This window comes from Mesorhizobium subarcticum (assembly GCF_055456085.1).
The window spans coordinates 4,504,748-4,519,094 of sequence record NZ_CM144237.1; the positions used below are offsets into that span (position 1 = coordinate 4,504,748).

Below are 14,347 nucleotides of genomic sequence, written 5' to 3' on the forward strand. Positions count from 1 at the left end.
ATGAAGCTGCGGGACAGGAAGCGGGCGAGCACACCGGTCAACAATGCCGACGAGGGCGACATCGTGCTTTCCGCCCACGACATCACGGTGTCCCTGGACGACAAGCTGATCCTCGACAAGCTGTCGCTCGACATCAGGCGCGGTGAGATCCTGGGCTTTGTCGGCGCTTCGGGCGCCGGCAAATCGGTGCTCTTGCGCACCATTCTTGGCCTGCTGCGCAAGCAATCCGGCACGATCAAGTTGTTCGGCGTCGATGTCGATAAAGCGAGCGACATGGAACGCGTTCGCGTCGACATGCGGCTTGGCGTGCTGTTCCAGCATGGCGCGCTGTTTTCGGCCCTGACCGTGCAGGAGAACGTCCAGGTGCCGATGCGCGAATATCTCGACCTGCCGAAGAAGCTGATGGACGAGCTGGCGCTGCTCAAGATCGAACTGGTCGGCCTGCCGCCTGATGCGGCGCAGAAGTTCCCCTCCGAACTGTCGGGCGGCATGATCAAACGCGCGGCCCTGGCCCGTGCGCTCGCGCTCGACCCGGACATCGTCTTCCTGGATGAGCCGACCTCGGGTCTCGATCCGATCAGTGCGGCGGAGTTCGACGAGCTGGTGGTCAAGCTGCGCGATACGATGGACCTGACAGTCTATATGGTGACGCACGATCTCGACACGCTTTTCACCGCTTGCGACCGGGTGGCCGTGCTAGGCAACAAGAAGGTGCTGGTCGAAGGCACCATCGACGACATGATGAAGAGCGAAGAACCGTGGGTAAAATCCTATTTCCGCGGAAAACGCGCCCGGCAACTTGATCTTGCCGCACGTGCATAGCCATAAGTGAAGTAATGGAAACCAGAGCCAACTACGTCATTGTCGGCATTTTCACGCTGGTTGCGATCCTGGCGGCGTTCGCCTTCGTCTACTGGACGGCCGCGATCGGTGACAGGGGCGAGACCGCGGTGCTGCGCGTACGCATTCCGGGTTCGGCTTCCGGCCTCGGCCCCGGCAGTCTGGTGCTGTTCAACGGCGTCAAGGTCGGTGTGGTCAAGCGCGTCTATCTCGATCTCGACAATCCGACGGTCGCTATCGCCGACGCTCAAGTCGACCGGCTGACACCGATCACCAAGTCGACGCAGGCCGATCTCGGCCTTGCCAACCTCACCGGCCAGGCGAATATCGAACTCAAGGGCGCCGACCCCAAGGAGGTCAAGCTGCTTGACCAGGCTGAGAAGGAAGGCAAGGTCGCGGAGATCATAGCCAACCCATCTGCGGTGACCAACCTGCTGCAGACGGCGCAGAACATCTTCACGCGCGCCGACAAGGTGCTTTCGGAGCTCGAAGGTTTCACAAAGGATGTTCGCGGGCCGCTGACGCAGACCGTTCAGAACGCGCAGACATTCTCCGATGCGCTGGCCAAGAATGCCGACGGCATCGACAAGTTCCTGTCCGCCGTCAGTGCGCTGTCCGATGAGCTGAAAGGCGTTTCCGGCAAGCTGGACGGCACGCTGAAGGCCGCCGAAGGGATTCTCAATGCTGTCGACAAGGACAAGATCAAGAGCATTGTTGCCAATGTCGACACGGTGACCGCGAACCTCAAGGAAACGTCGCAGCAGCTCGACGGCGTGATCAAGAACGTCGATACGGCGGTCGGATCCGTCAATGATTTCGCCAAGCAGACGCAAGGCACGCTGGCCAAGGTCAACGGCGTGCTCGACGGTGTCGATCCGGCGCAGGTGCGTGTCGCTCTGGCCAATATCCAGAAGGCCAGCGAAAACGCCAACAAGGCCGCTGCCGATATCGCTGTCGTGACCGACAAGTTCGCCAACCGCGCCGACGATATCGACCAGACGATCAAGGATGCCAGGCAACTGACGCAGCGGCTCAACGATGCCTCGGTGCGCGTCGACGGCATCCTCGCCAAGGTCGATACCTTGCTTGGATCGGGTCAGGCCGATGGCGTGATGGCCGACGCCAGGGATACGCTGAAATCGTTCAAGCAGGTTGCCGATACGCTGAATGCGCGGCTTGGAGTCATCACCGACAATCTGGCACGCTTCTCGGGCCAGGGCCTGTCGAATGTCGAGGCGCTGGTGCAGGACAGCCGCCGCTCGATCAGCCGCATCGAGGAGGCGGTCACGGATCTCAGCCGCAATCCGCAGCGCATTCTTTCGGGTGGGGACGGTGAGGTTCGGCAGTTTGACGGCAGGGCGCGGCGTTGACTTCGGCGTCGGCGCGCCCCAAGAACATGAGTTGCGGATGCGGGTTGATCTTACGATCCGGGGACAACGGGGATCGCGCGTGAAGTCGGTGTGGGTAAGAACGGTTGGATTGACACCGGCAGCGGCGCTGCTTGCGCTATCGCTTGCCGGCTGCGCGGCACTGGGCGGCAAGCCTGCGCCGCTCGACACGTTCGAACTGTCTGCGCCTTCGGTTGATGCGCATGGCCACAGCCGCAAGCAAATCCTGATCGCCCAGCCTTCGGCGCTCAAGGCGCTGGACAGCCAGAACATAGTGATCAAGCCCTCCGATCGCTCGATCCAGTATCTCAAGGGCGCGCAATGGGCCGACCGTTTGCCGTTGATCGTGCAGGCACGGCTGGCCGAGACATTCCAGCGCTCCGGCAGCTTTGCCGGCGTCGGCAAGCCGGGCGAAGGCTTGGCGATCGATTACCAGGTGATCGTCGAGATCCGGTCCTTCGAGGTGCGCGTCGAGGGTGGCGAACACGCCGAGGTCGATCTGTTCGTGCGCATCCTGAACGACCGTAACGGTGAGGTGCGCGCTTCCAAGAGCTTTAGCGCCTCCGCAACCGTTTCGGGCAGTGGAAATCCTGCCTATGTCCGCGCGCTCGACAGCGCGTTTGGGGATGCCGCCAAGCAGATCGTTCGCTGGACGGATTCGGTGATCTGAACTTCAGCGCGCTGCAATCCGGCCAAACTCTTTCAAGCTACAAGCGGTCGAAGACGTCCGGCCGCAACTTTCCAGTCTTCATCAGGTGCTGAAGGGTGTAGGTCACGGACAACGCGTCGTCGAGCGCGTCGTGCCCCTGCAAGGGCGGGTGGTCGACGCCATAATAGTCCGCGAGCTTGTTGCTCGGCGTCCTCGCCAAATCCTCGATCGGCATCCCGGCAGCGATCAGCAGTTTTACCGCGTTGTCAAACCGGGTGGCCGGGATGGAAGGCTGAATGCCTGCGATATAACAGCTGATGGCGATCATGTTCAGCTCGTCCTTGCCCCAGGACCAGAACCGCGCACCGCCGGAAAACCGATCGACCTCGGCAAGGGCTTCTCCCAGCGCGACCCCCTCGGCCTCGATGTTTTCCTCGGTGATGCCGGTCAGTTTCGTGAAGAACGGGTCGAGCGCGTATCGCTCACCAAACCGGTCGATCGGCCTGACGTAGGCCTTGTGTGTACCGAGCAGCGGAAAGTCGCCTTCGAGCCCAAGCCTGACCGCGCCGATCTGCGCGATGACGGGGTCAGGATCGTGGGCCGCGCACCAGAACCTGCGTTGCGAGCCCTCAAGGCAGAGAAATTCGCAGTCGAATATGATCGCCGTCTTCACGGTCAGCACCCTTGGTATCGGGCTCAGGGCAGCGGTTTCGCCGTAGCCTTCGTGCTGTTGGACTTTGGCTTCGGGATAGTTTCGAACGCATCCGGATCACACAAACCGCTGAGGGCGGCTCAGCACGGGCCGAAAGTCTGGAGGCAGGCACCAGGCGGGGCGTCGGCCCCGCCTGTACAATTCCTGGCTTAGTGCAGACGGCCGCTGGCGTGGGCCAGCATGGTGTAGACCTTGCCGGTGTCCGAGGTCAGGTAGGTCTGTGCCATGATGTTGTCGCGGTCGTTGCGCGAGACGTCCTTGAGCAGCTTTTCGAAGTCGTCGCAGTAACGGTCGACGGCGGCGCGGAACTCGGCCTCTCCCTGATACTTGCGGCGGATTTCGTCGAATGTCTGCTGGCCCTTCAGCGTGTAGAGCCGGCGTGTGAACACGTCCCGCTCGCCGCGCCGATAGCGGTTCCACAACTCGATCGAAGCATCATGGTCGATGGCCCGTGCGATGTCGACGGAGAGCGAGTTCAGCGATTCCACGACATGCGCCGGCGAGCGCTGGGCAGGGGCCGCGCGCGGTGCTTCCGCGGGCGCCGAAGGTGCTGCGGGCCTCAGATCCGCATCGGTCGATGCCGCGCTCAGGAGGTCTCGCACCCAGCCGCCCTGCGGCGTGCGGGTGTTGGCGTCTGGACGCGGGCGCGGTGCTGCCTCGGCCGGACGCTCGAGGTCGAGCGTGCCGCGCAGCCCTGCACCACCTAGCGGCGCCTGAGGCGTGCGAAGCTCCGGCTGCGGTGCTGGCGGCGCGCGACGCGGCGGCTCGGCGGGACGTGCAGCCGGCGCTTGCGGGGCCGGACGCAGGTTGCGCGGCTCCGAGGTGTCGCCGCCGCGACCGGACTTCGCGACGATGTCCGAAAGCTCCTTCAGGGCGTTGATCTGTTCGGAAACGGCACGGCGGATGGCGGAGGTCGATTCCTTTGCCTCTTCCGGCATCTCGATGACGCCTTTCTTGAGCTCGGCGCGGGTGAGGTCGAGTTCGCTCTTGATCGAGCCTGCGGTGCGCCGCATCTCCTCGGTCGCATCGGCGAAGCGCTTGGTTGCCGAATCGACGACGTCGGTGATGGCAATGCGGATCTTGTCGGCCGACTCCATCGTCTTGCCTTCGGCGTTCTGCAGCGTCTGGCCGACGAGGTTTTCGAACGAGCGCATGACCCTTTCGAGATCTTCCGACTTCTTGACCAGGCCGACGGCGAGGTCTTCGAGCGACGACTGCCTCTCCAGCGTATGTTCCAGATTGCTCTGGGCCGAGCTCAGCAGGTCGGAGGCACTGGACAGAAGGCGGCTGTGTTCGTCGAACTTGGTGGCGATCGAAGCGACCTCGCGCAGGGTCGACGATGACAGTTCCGTCAGCCTTGTCGTGTTCGAATCGACCAGGCGCGCCGAGCTGGCGAAGGTCTGCGCGGCCTTCTCCGTGGTGGCGGCGAAGCTTTGCGTGCTGCCGCTGAGGCGTTCGTCGACCTGGCCGAGATTGACCGCAGCCTGCTCGATCAGCTGACCGAGCTGCGAGCTCGACTTGGTCATGCGGCCGATGAGATCGGCAACGCTGTCGGACAGCGACGAGCGGGCGCCTTCGACCGCCGACAAGGTCTCGGCGGTGCGGCTGGCGAGTGCGTTGACGAGGGCTGCATTCTCGCTGCGCAGCTTCTCGGTGGCGCGTTCGGTGACTTCTTCCATGCTTTTTTGCAGTTCCGAGCCGCCCTGGGCGAAGCGCTCGACCAGAGGCCGTGCGGTTTCGTTGAGGATCTTCGCCATTTCGGCCGACCGCGCCGCGAGCATGGTGTTGAGTTCGCGAGTGTTGGCGCCGATCGTCTTGGCGGCATCGTTGGTGCTCTGGCCGATATGCTGGCCAACCGCGGTGAAGGTCTCGGCGATCACGTTGGCGCGCGAAACCAGTTGCGCCTCGGCGGTCGAAACCTGCTCGTTGAGCCTCTGGCCCATCGCCTCGGTCGTGTAGGCGAGCCGGTTCTCGACGCTGGCGATTTGCTCCTCGACACGGGCGGCCGCGGCCGCCGCGCTCGATGCAAGACGCTCGTCGGCGCCGGCAAGTGCCTGCTCGATCTCGCGGGCATGCACTGCCATCTCCTGGCCGGTCTGGCGCGCACGGTCGGCAACCCTCTGCTCGGTGCTGGCGAAAGCACCGACGATGGTCTGTGCATGCTCGCCGATCGTCGAAGAGCTGTCGGCGATGCGCGCGACCAGGCGCTGGTCGGCGTCGTCGAAGATGCGGCCGATTTCCGACGCACGGCTGGATAGCGCGTCCGAGCCTTCGGCGATGCGCGAGACCAATTGCTGGTCGGCGGCATCGAAGATGCGGCCGAGATCGGATGCACGGGCGGCCAGCGCCTCGGCGGATTCGCCGATGCGCATGCCGAGCCGCTGGTCGGCGCTTTCGAAGTTGCGCAGGATGTCACCGGCGCGGGCGGCCAGCGACTGTGCGGTTTCCACAGCACGGGCAACCAGTTTCTGGTCGGCCGCATCAAAGGCCCCGGCAATCTCGTTGGCACGGGTGGCCAGATGATCGGCGGTATCCTGAGCCCGGGCGGCCAACTGGTCGGTGGTTGCCTGGGCGCGGGCGGCAAGCTTCTGGTCCGCCAGATCGAAGGTGCCGGCGATCTCGCCGGCGCGTGCGGCCAGCTGATCTGCAGTTTCGTGGGCACGGGCCAGCAGCGTGCTGGAGGTGTCGTCCGCGCGGGCAAGCAAGGCGTTCGAGGTATCTTCCGCACGGGCGTGGAGGCGACGATCGGCCTCCTCGAAGGTGCGGGCGATGTCTTCGGCCCGCGCCAAAAGGGCGGCGGACGTCTGTTCGGCGCGCTCGGCGATCTTGCGGTCGGCGTCACTGAAGGCCGCACCGGCCTGCTCATGCAGCGTGCTGGTGACTTCCAGGACCTTTTCGCGCAAGGCGCCAGCGACGAAGACCGCGCTCTTCTCGAGCACGCTGCGAACATTGTCGACGCCAGTCGAGAGCGCGCGTTCCATGGTTCCGGAGCGTTCCTCGATGATGCCGGTCTGCCGGCTGAACGCCTGCTCGATCTTCTCCACATCGGCGGCGATCGCGGCGGAAATGTCGGTGCTCCTGGCTGCGATCTGGTCGATGTGGCCGGACAGCGAGCGGTCGACGTCCTTGCGGGTATCGGCGAGCTTGACGAGATCGTCTTCCAGCGCGCGGGTGAGCATATTGCGGCCTTCGGCCAGCTTGCCGACATGGCCGGCGATAATACCGTCGATATCGCCGCGGCTTTCGGTCAGCTTCTGCAGGTCCGCTTCCAGCGCGCGCTTGAGAATGTCGCGGCCTTCGGCCAGTTTCTCGACCTGGCCGGCGACCAGACCATCGATGCTGGAACGGCTTTCGGCCAGCTTGGCGAGGTCCGCTTCCAGCGCGCGCTTGAGAACGTCGCGGCCTTCGGCCAGCTTTTCCACCTGGCCAGCAACCAACCCATCGATGCTCGAACGGCTTTCGGCCAGCTTGGCCATATCATCCTCGAGCGCCTTTGACAGGGTCGAACGATCCTGAACGAGCCTTTCGGCGTGGCTGTTCACCAAGCCACTGACATTTTCGAGATCGGCCTCCAGGGCCCGTGCGAACTGTGCCCGGTCATCGAGCAGCTTCTGTGACTGGTCCGCAACCGTGCCCCTGATCGTGTTAAGATCGGCCTCCAGCGCGCGCTTGAGGATATCGCGGCCTTCGGCCAGCTTCTCGACCTGGCCAGAAACCAGCCCGTCGATACCCGAGCGGCTCTCCGCCAGTTTGGCGAGGTCGTCTTCCAACGCCTTGGAAAGCGCCGAACGATCCTGGACGAGCCTTTCGGCGTGGTTGTTCACCAGCCCGCTGACGTTTTCGAGGTCAGCGTCCAATGCTTTCGACAAGGTCGAACGGTCTTGAACAATCCGTTCGGAGTGGCTGTTGACGAGGCTGTTGACGCTTTCAAGATCAGCTTCGAGCGCCCGGGCGAACTGCGCGCGGTCGTCAACCAGTTTCTGCGACTGGTCGGCAATGGTGCCTTTGATCGTATTCAGGTCGGATTCGAGGGCACGCCGCAGGATGTCACGGCCTTCCGACAGCTTCTCGACCTGACCGGCGACCAGTCCGTCGATGCTGGAGCGGCTGTCGGCCAGCTTGGCGAGGTCGTCCTCGAGAGCCTTCGACAAGGTGGAACGATCCTGAACCAGCCTGTTCATGTGGTCGGCGATGACGCTGTTAACATTCTGCAGGTCAGCCTCCAGGACCCGCGAAAGCTGCCCGCGATCCTCCGCCAGCCTTTCCGACTGGCTGGATATGACAGTCTTGATTGTGTTGAGGTCGGATTCCAGAGCGCGCTTGAGAATGTCGCGGCCCTCGGCCAGCTTCTCGACCTGGCCGGCGACGAGGCCGTCAATGCTCGATCGGCTTTCGGCCAGCTTGGCAAGGTCGGCTTCGAGTGTCTGCGACAGCAGGCTGCGGTCGTTGACAAGCCTTCCCGAATGATCGTCGAGCAGGCCCCTGATGCCCGAGAGGTCATTTTCGAGCGAACGGCCGAGCTGGGTGCGGTCTTCCGCAATCTTTGCCGAATGGGTCTCGATCAGGCTCTTGATGCCGACGATGTCGTTTTCCAGCGCCTTGGCGAGCACCGCACGGCCCTCGGCGATCTTCTCGACCTGACCGGCGACAAGACCATCGATGCTGGCGCGGCTGTCGGACAGTTTGCCGAGGTCTGCTTCGAGGGCGCGCGACAGGATGTTGCGGCCTTCGGCCAATTTTCCCACATGTCCGGCGACCATTTCATCAATAATCGTACGGGCTTGCACGAGTTTCCCGGAGTCTTCATTGAGAGCCAGCGAGAGCCGGTTGCGGCCTTCTTCCAGCCTTTCGAGGTGGCTGCCGAGCGACGCATCGATGGCAGCGCGCGATTCGTTGACCTTGCGCAGATCCTCTTCGAGGGCACGCGCGATCAGGGTGCGGCCTTCGGCCAGCTTCTGCACCTGGTTGGTCACCGCGGCATCGATGCCGGCGCGGCCCTCGGCGAATTTCGCCAGGTCCGCCTGCATGGCGGCGGCCATCCGTTCGCGGCTTTCGGATAGCTTGCGGCTGTGGTTTTCGACGGCTTCCTCGATGCCGACGCGAGCGTCGGCAAGCCGCTGGATATCGCTGTCGAAGGAACGCGAGACGACATGACGCGCCGCTTCCATGCGGCCGGCGAAGTCGCTGGCGCGGGCTTCGAGCATGCTCGAAGTCGAGGTGACGATGTCGGCCATGTCGGCGCCGATCTGGGTCTTGCCCTGATCGATCATCGCGGAAAGCGTATCCTTGCTCTCGGCGAAAGTGTGGGCGATCTCGCGGGCGCGCTCGACCAGCGTCTCGTTGATCTGGCGGGCGCGGGCCTCAAGGGCGGCGTTGAGCTTCTGTGTGCCGGTGTCCAGCGCCTCGGCGCGGGTCTGGAATTCGCTGATCAGCGCCTGGCCGCGTTCGGCCAGCGTGCGCTCGATGCCGTTGAGGCTGGCTTCGAACTCCGAATTGAGGGTGCGCGCGGCGCCGCCAAGCAGCGACACCATGCCGGTGGTGCGATCGTCGAGCAGATCGGTCAGCGACCGGGTCAGGCCGTCCGTCGTATCCGTCAGTTTGGCAATGCGCGTGTCGAGCAGGCTGGCGAAGGCCTCGCCAGAGGTCGACAGCCGGTCGGTGATGTTGTCGAGGCGCCCTTCCACCGAATCGAAGATCGACATCGAGCTTTCATTGATGCGGTCGATCAACGTGTCGCCGGAATTGGTGATCGTCATCGACAGCTTGGTCGATGCGTTGAGGATCGAGTCGCGGATGATGTCGCTGGCGGCGCCGATTTCATCCCGAAGCGTCTCATGCGCCCCCGAAATCGAGGCGCGGACCCGCTCGGCATGGGTGACGACCGCCTCGCGCTCGCTGCCGAGCCCGTCGACGAGCGAACGGATACGGGTTTCGTTTTCCGAATAGGAGCGCTCGATCTGGTTGACTTCGCTGTGGACCAGCGTTTCCAGTTCCACGGCGCGGGCAAGCGTGCGTTCGATGCCTTCGCCCATGGCCGCCACCTCGCGGCGAACGGCCTGGCCGATCATCATAACGCGATCCTGCGCCATGTTTTCCGGTTCGGTCAGACGGAAAGCCACCTCGGTCATCGACTGCGCGGCAATGCGCATGTCCTGGGCGCGGCGAATCATGGCCGCGAAGGCCCAGAACAGGATGACCGGTACGATCGCCGCGATCGCGAGGCCAATCAGCTCGGGACGGGCAAGGAGCTGGTCAAGCGTGCGGATCCGCCAGATGGTCGGTCCAAACAGCAGGTTGGCCAGCCCGCCGGCGCCTGCGATCCAGGCGAGCGAGACAAAGGCAATAATCCAGTAGACGGTGTTCGAGGCACGCCTGTTGAGGCTGTGCAGGAGCGTCTTGTAGTCCTTCTGGCGATCGTCGTTGGCCGGCGCGAAACCTGCTGGCTGGGCGGCATTGCGTGTTTCAACAGGACGCAGCTCGGCGGGCTTGGCCTTTGGTGCGGGCTTCGCGGCCTGATTGGTGATGGGGGGCTGATTGGCGGCGGGCGCTGGCTTCTGGCTGCGTCCCTCGCGTGCCAGCTCGTCGGCGGCCTGCGATATCTGCGCTTCCAGATCTTCCATCGAAGCCGCGATGTCGAGGTCGCCGTTGTTGACATCGCTGCTGAGATCGAGATCGAGCGCTTTTTCCAGTTCCCTGGCCACGTCGCTGTCGAGAGTTCTCGTCGTCGTCGTTGGTTTCTTTGCCATGCCTTCGCTACCCTGTACTAGCTGCCGCGGGCTTATAATTGTCTTTGTCGTACCCCCGCGCAGGAGGCTGAAAATGGACCCTCGTATCGTAATGACACAGGGGGGTAAAGAAAACATGCATTCCGCGAGATACGTAAAACTTTAAATATAAGGTTAACGGAAGCGTGATTTGGGCGCCGCTTTCGCAACATTTTTCCAGGCCATTCATTAACCCGTTGTCCACTGGATTCGCCTAGTTTTTCAGGCGATCGAAGAAAATGGAGTTCGAGTTCATGCGTGGCGAAAGCGGCATTGCCTTTTCAATGCCCGGGGGCGACGTATCGGGAACGAGGCAGCCCCGACCAGTCGATTTGGCACACCTTGCCCGACAGACGATGGGTGACCGAGCCCTTGAGCAAGAGGTGCTGGCGCTGTTTGTACAGCAGGCACTGTCGGTGCGCGACAAAATAGTCGATGCCGACATCAAGGGCCGACTGCTGCTGGCGCACGGGCTGAAGGGGTCGGCTCGTGGTGTCGGCGCCTTCGCCATCGCCGATTGCGCCACCGAGATCGAGCTGCGGCCGGAGGACAGCCAGACGCTCAGGCGGCTTGGCAAGCTGATCGACGAGGTGCGCGATTTCATCGCCGCCATCAATCGCTAGGCCGGTTTGCGGAAAAACGTCATGGAGCAGCGCTTTCGCGCGGCTGTTGACTTGTCGGCCGGAGTGATTATCTCGGCGGAAACTCCCTTCAGGTGACAAATGACCAAGCTGACCTTCATCGCCCATGACGGCACACATTTCGACATGGATGCCGAAAACGGCTCGACGGTGATGGAAAACGCCATCCGCAACGCCGTGCCGGGGATCGAGGCGGAGTGCGGTGGCGCCTGCGCCTGCGCAACCTGCCACGTCTATGTCGATGAGGCATGGACGGCGGAAGTCGGCGAGCCGGAAGCGATGGAGGAGGACATGCTGGACTTCGCCTACGACGTCCAGCCGAATTCGCGGCTGTCCTGCCAGATCAAGGTGCGCGACGCGCTCGACGGGCTGGTGGTGCGGGTGCCGGAGCGCCAGGGCTAAGGCGCGTCGATATTCAGGTGATGCCGGCCTGCAAACGGCTGATACCTGCGCTTCCGCATTCTACTGCGTCGCAGTAGAACAGAGCTCACGTACGAACAGTACGCTCCGCTCCGGTTCTCGGGATCAGCCATTTTCGCTCGGCCTGACCTGAATCTCAACACGCCTTCGGCCCACGTACCAATTTCTTTGACACTGGCTGCTTGGCAGCGGGCCAGTGGTCATGCAGTCTCACGCCAATCCAGCAGCGAGGCACAGCGCATGACCGGGACCATCAGCACAGACGTCCTCATTGTCGGGGCAGGGCCGGTCGGCCTGTTTGCCGTGTTCGAACTCGGCCTGTTCGACATGAAGTGCCACCTGATCGACATCCTCGACAAGCCCGGCGGCCAATGCGCGGAACTCTATCCGGAGAAGCCAATCTACGACATTCCCGGCTGGCCTTCGATCTCGGCGCAGGGGCTGGTCGACAAATTGCTCGAGCAGATCGCGCCGTTCAAGCCTGACTTTACCTACAATCGCATGGTCTCCAGCCTCGAAAAGCTGGAGGACGGCAGCTTTCGCGTCGTCACCGACGAGAACGAGGTGTTCGAGGCCAAGGTGGTGGTCATCGCCGCCGGTGGCGGCTCGTTCCAGCCGAAGCGTCCGCCGATCCCGGGCATTGAGCCCTATGAGGGCAAGAGCGTCTTCTATTCGGTGCGCCGGATGGAGGATTTTCGCAACCATGATCTCGTTATTGTCGGCGGCGGCAACTCGGCGCTCGACTGGACGCTGAACCTCCAGCCGGTGGCAAAGAGCGTGACGCTGGTCCATCGGCGCCCTGAATTCCGCGCCGCTCCCGACAGCGTCAACAAGATGTACGCCATGCAGGAGATGAAGCAGCTGGAATTCAGGGTCGGCCAGGTGACCGGGCTCACCGGCGCCGATGGCCAGCTGTCATCGGCCACCATCAAGGGTGGCCCGGATGGCGATATCGAGGTGCCATGCACGCGCATGCTGCCGTTTTTCGGCCTGACCATGAAGCTCGGGCCGATTGCCGAATGGGGGCTCAATCTTCATGAGAACCTGATTCCGGTCGACACCGAGAAGTTCCAGACGTCGGTGCCCGGCATTTTCGCGGTCGGCGACATCAATTGGTACCCGGGCAAGCTGAAGCTGATCCTGTCGGGTTTCCACGAGGTGGCGCTGATGGCGCAGGCCGCCAAGCGCGTCATCAGCCCTGGCGAACGCATCGTGTTCCAGTACACGACCTCGTCGACCAGCCTGCAGAAGAAGCTCGGCGTTTCCGGCTAGCGCTTTTTGGCGACGCAATTCCCAAAGGGAAAACCGCTTCACGCTTTTCCTGGGATTGCTCTCACTCCGCCAGGATCGGCGCCGGGTTGTCGACATGGCCGCGAAGCTCTTTCTCGGGCATCAGCGTCAGGGTTATGAGCCCCAGCACCATAGTGGCGGCGGCGACGAGAAAGATCATCACGAAGGGTTGGACCGATGCGACATGTCCAGCCATCTGCACGCCTTCGCCGGCCAGCGGCAACCCGTAGCCCAGAGCGACGGCGCCGAGTATCGCGACACCCAACGCACTGCCCAATGAACGCAGGAAGGTCAGCACGCCCGTTGCTACGCCAAGGTGTATGCGATCGACAGCGTTCTGCACGGAGACGGTGGTTACCGGGAATGTCGTTCCGGTTCCCAGTCCGATACAGATTGTCAGGACTTCGACGACAATCAGCGATGCATGGCCGGCGACAAAGGCCAGCAGGCCCATGCACAGCGAGGCGAAGACGACGCCGGTCATCGCGATGCGCTTGTAGTGGGTGAAGCGGGGTATCAGGCGGCCGCTGGAAGCGGCCCCGCCAACGGTTCCAAGCAGAAGGCCAAGCATTGCAATGCCCGACTGGCTGGCCGTCAGGCCAAGTATCGACTGCAGATAGACAGGCAGGTAGACTGCAACGCCGACGCTGGAGGCCTGGAAAAGGAACATTGACAGGGTGCCGGCGAGCACGATCGGATTGCCCAGCACCTCGAGCGAGATCAGCGGTTCGGCGGCTCGCATAAGGCGTAAGGCGAAGGCGCTCCAGAAAACAGCGGAGCAGGCCAGGACGCCAATGACTTCCGGCGAGATCCAGGGATAGGCGCTGCCGCCCCAGTTCAGCGCCAGCAGCAGCAGGGCCGTGGCCACGATGAGAAGCAACGCGCCAAGACCATCGATGCTGTGGTTCTTGGCGGCGATCGGCAGTTTCTTGAGTGGCTTGTTGATGATTGCCATCGCAACGAAGCCCAGCGGGATGTTGATCCAGAAGATCAGCGACCAGTGCAGATGTTGGGCGAAGGTTCCGCCCAGCAGCGGCCCGGCGACGCTGGCGACCGCCCACGTACCAGAGAACCACGCCGCGTAGCGCGCGCGCTCGCGCGGCGGTACAAGGTCTCCGACCACGGTCTGCGTCAGCGCGAAAAGGCCACCGCCACCGGCACCCTGGATCGCGCGCCCCAGGACAAGGACGAACATGTTGGGGGCCAGCGCGCTAACCAGCGATCCCAGGAGAAAGATAAGGATGGCCGCATAGACGGTCGGCCGGCGGCCATAAACATCGGAAATCTTGCCGTAAAGCGGCGCCACGGCGGTTGCGGTCAAAAGGTAGCCCGTAACGATCCATGGCAGGTATTCGGCATGGCCAAGCGAGCGCCCGATGGTCGGCATGGCGGGCGCGACGATGGTCTGATCGAGCGCGGCCAGCAGCATCGACAACAGCACGCCGCCGATAATGGCGTTCTTCTCGCGTTCGGTCAGTGGCGTTGCGGCAGCCGCGATGGTCTGCTTATCGACAGCCTGGTCCATAGTCTTGTCCGTGTGTTTGCGCGCTACGCGTTCACCGATTGGGCTTGCCTGGTGCATCCGCGGCGCGATCGATCGTGGTGCTCGTGCTTCGAAGGTTGTGCCCTGCCAACCCCGTGAT

At 63.1% G+C, this 14,347-nt stretch carries 9 protein-coding genes; 6 read left to right on the forward strand and 3 right to left on the reverse strand.

Features of this window, described 5'->3' with window-relative positions; genetic code table 11:
- The 3 genes from ACZYHG_RS21880 to ACZYHG_RS21890 are packed head-to-tail and all read left to right on the forward strand — an operon-like array spanning nucleotide 1 to nucleotide 2,898.
- Nucleotides 1-822 carry an ABC transporter ATP-binding protein gene (locus tag ACZYHG_RS21880; RefSeq protein WP_464610344.1) on the forward strand — a complete coding sequence of 274 codons (822 nt, stop codon included), beginning with the start codon at nucleotides 1-3 and terminating at the stop codon, nucleotides 820-822.
- Between the two features lie 14 nt (nucleotides 823-836).
- Nucleotides 837-2,210: an MlaD family protein gene (locus ACZYHG_RS21885; protein ID WP_464610345.1), complete on the forward strand. Its 1,374-nt coding sequence runs from the start codon at nucleotides 837-839 to the stop codon at nucleotides 2,208-2,210.
- A 37-nt stretch (nucleotides 2,211-2,247) separates the two neighbouring features.
- Nucleotides 2,248-2,898, forward strand: a complete 651-nt coding sequence (locus ACZYHG_RS21890; protein WP_464610346.1) for an ABC-type transport auxiliary lipoprotein family protein — start codon at nucleotides 2,248-2,250, stop codon at nucleotides 2,896-2,898.
- A gap of 37 nt (nucleotides 2,899-2,935) precedes the next feature.
- Here ACZYHG_RS21890 and ACZYHG_RS21895 read toward each other — a convergent pair whose 3' ends face one another.
- Both ACZYHG_RS21895 and ACZYHG_RS21900 read right to left on the reverse strand, forming a co-directional pair.
- Nucleotides 2,936-3,550, reverse strand: a complete 615-nt coding sequence (locus ACZYHG_RS21895; RefSeq protein WP_464610347.1) for a 3'-5' exonuclease — start codon at nucleotides 3,548-3,550, stop codon at nucleotides 2,936-2,938.
- Between the two features lie 188 nt (nucleotides 3,551-3,738).
- Nucleotides 3,739-10,335 (reverse strand): coiled-coil domain-containing protein, encoded by a 6,597-nt coding sequence (locus ACZYHG_RS21900; RefSeq protein ID WP_464610348.1) that lies wholly within the window; start codon nucleotides 10,333-10,335, stop codon nucleotides 3,739-3,741.
- Nucleotides 10,336-10,607: 272 nt separating this feature from the next.
- Here ACZYHG_RS21900 and ACZYHG_RS21905 point away from each other — a divergent pair, with 272 nt between their 5' ends.
- The 3 genes from ACZYHG_RS21905 (at nucleotide 10,608) to ACZYHG_RS21915 (ending at nucleotide 12,686) form a co-directional block, all read left to right on the forward strand.
- Nucleotides 10,608-10,976: an Hpt domain-containing protein gene (locus tag ACZYHG_RS21905; RefSeq protein WP_464610349.1), complete on the forward strand. Its 369-nt coding sequence runs from the start codon at nucleotides 10,608-10,610 to the stop codon at nucleotides 10,974-10,976.
- Between the two features lie 99 nt (nucleotides 10,977-11,075).
- The gene (locus ACZYHG_RS21910; protein WP_027044661.1) at nucleotides 11,076-11,396 is read left to right on the forward strand and encodes a 2Fe-2S iron-sulfur cluster-binding protein; all 321 of its coding nucleotides are present in this window, start codon (nucleotides 11,076-11,078) and stop codon (nucleotides 11,394-11,396) included.
- 258 nt (nucleotides 11,397-11,654) lie between these two features.
- Nucleotides 11,655-12,686: an NAD(P)/FAD-dependent oxidoreductase gene (locus tag ACZYHG_RS21915; protein ID WP_464610350.1), complete on the forward strand. Its 1,032-nt coding sequence runs from the start codon at nucleotides 11,655-11,657 to the stop codon at nucleotides 12,684-12,686.
- Nucleotides 12,687-12,747: 61 nt separating this feature from the next.
- On the opposite strand, the gene ACZYHG_RS21920 is transcribed toward ACZYHG_RS21915, so the two are convergent.
- Nucleotides 12,748-14,229, reverse strand: a complete 1,482-nt coding sequence (locus ACZYHG_RS21920; RefSeq protein ID WP_464610351.1) for an MDR family MFS transporter — start codon at nucleotides 14,227-14,229, stop codon at nucleotides 12,748-12,750.
- Nucleotides 14,230-14,347: the final 118 nt, after the last annotated feature.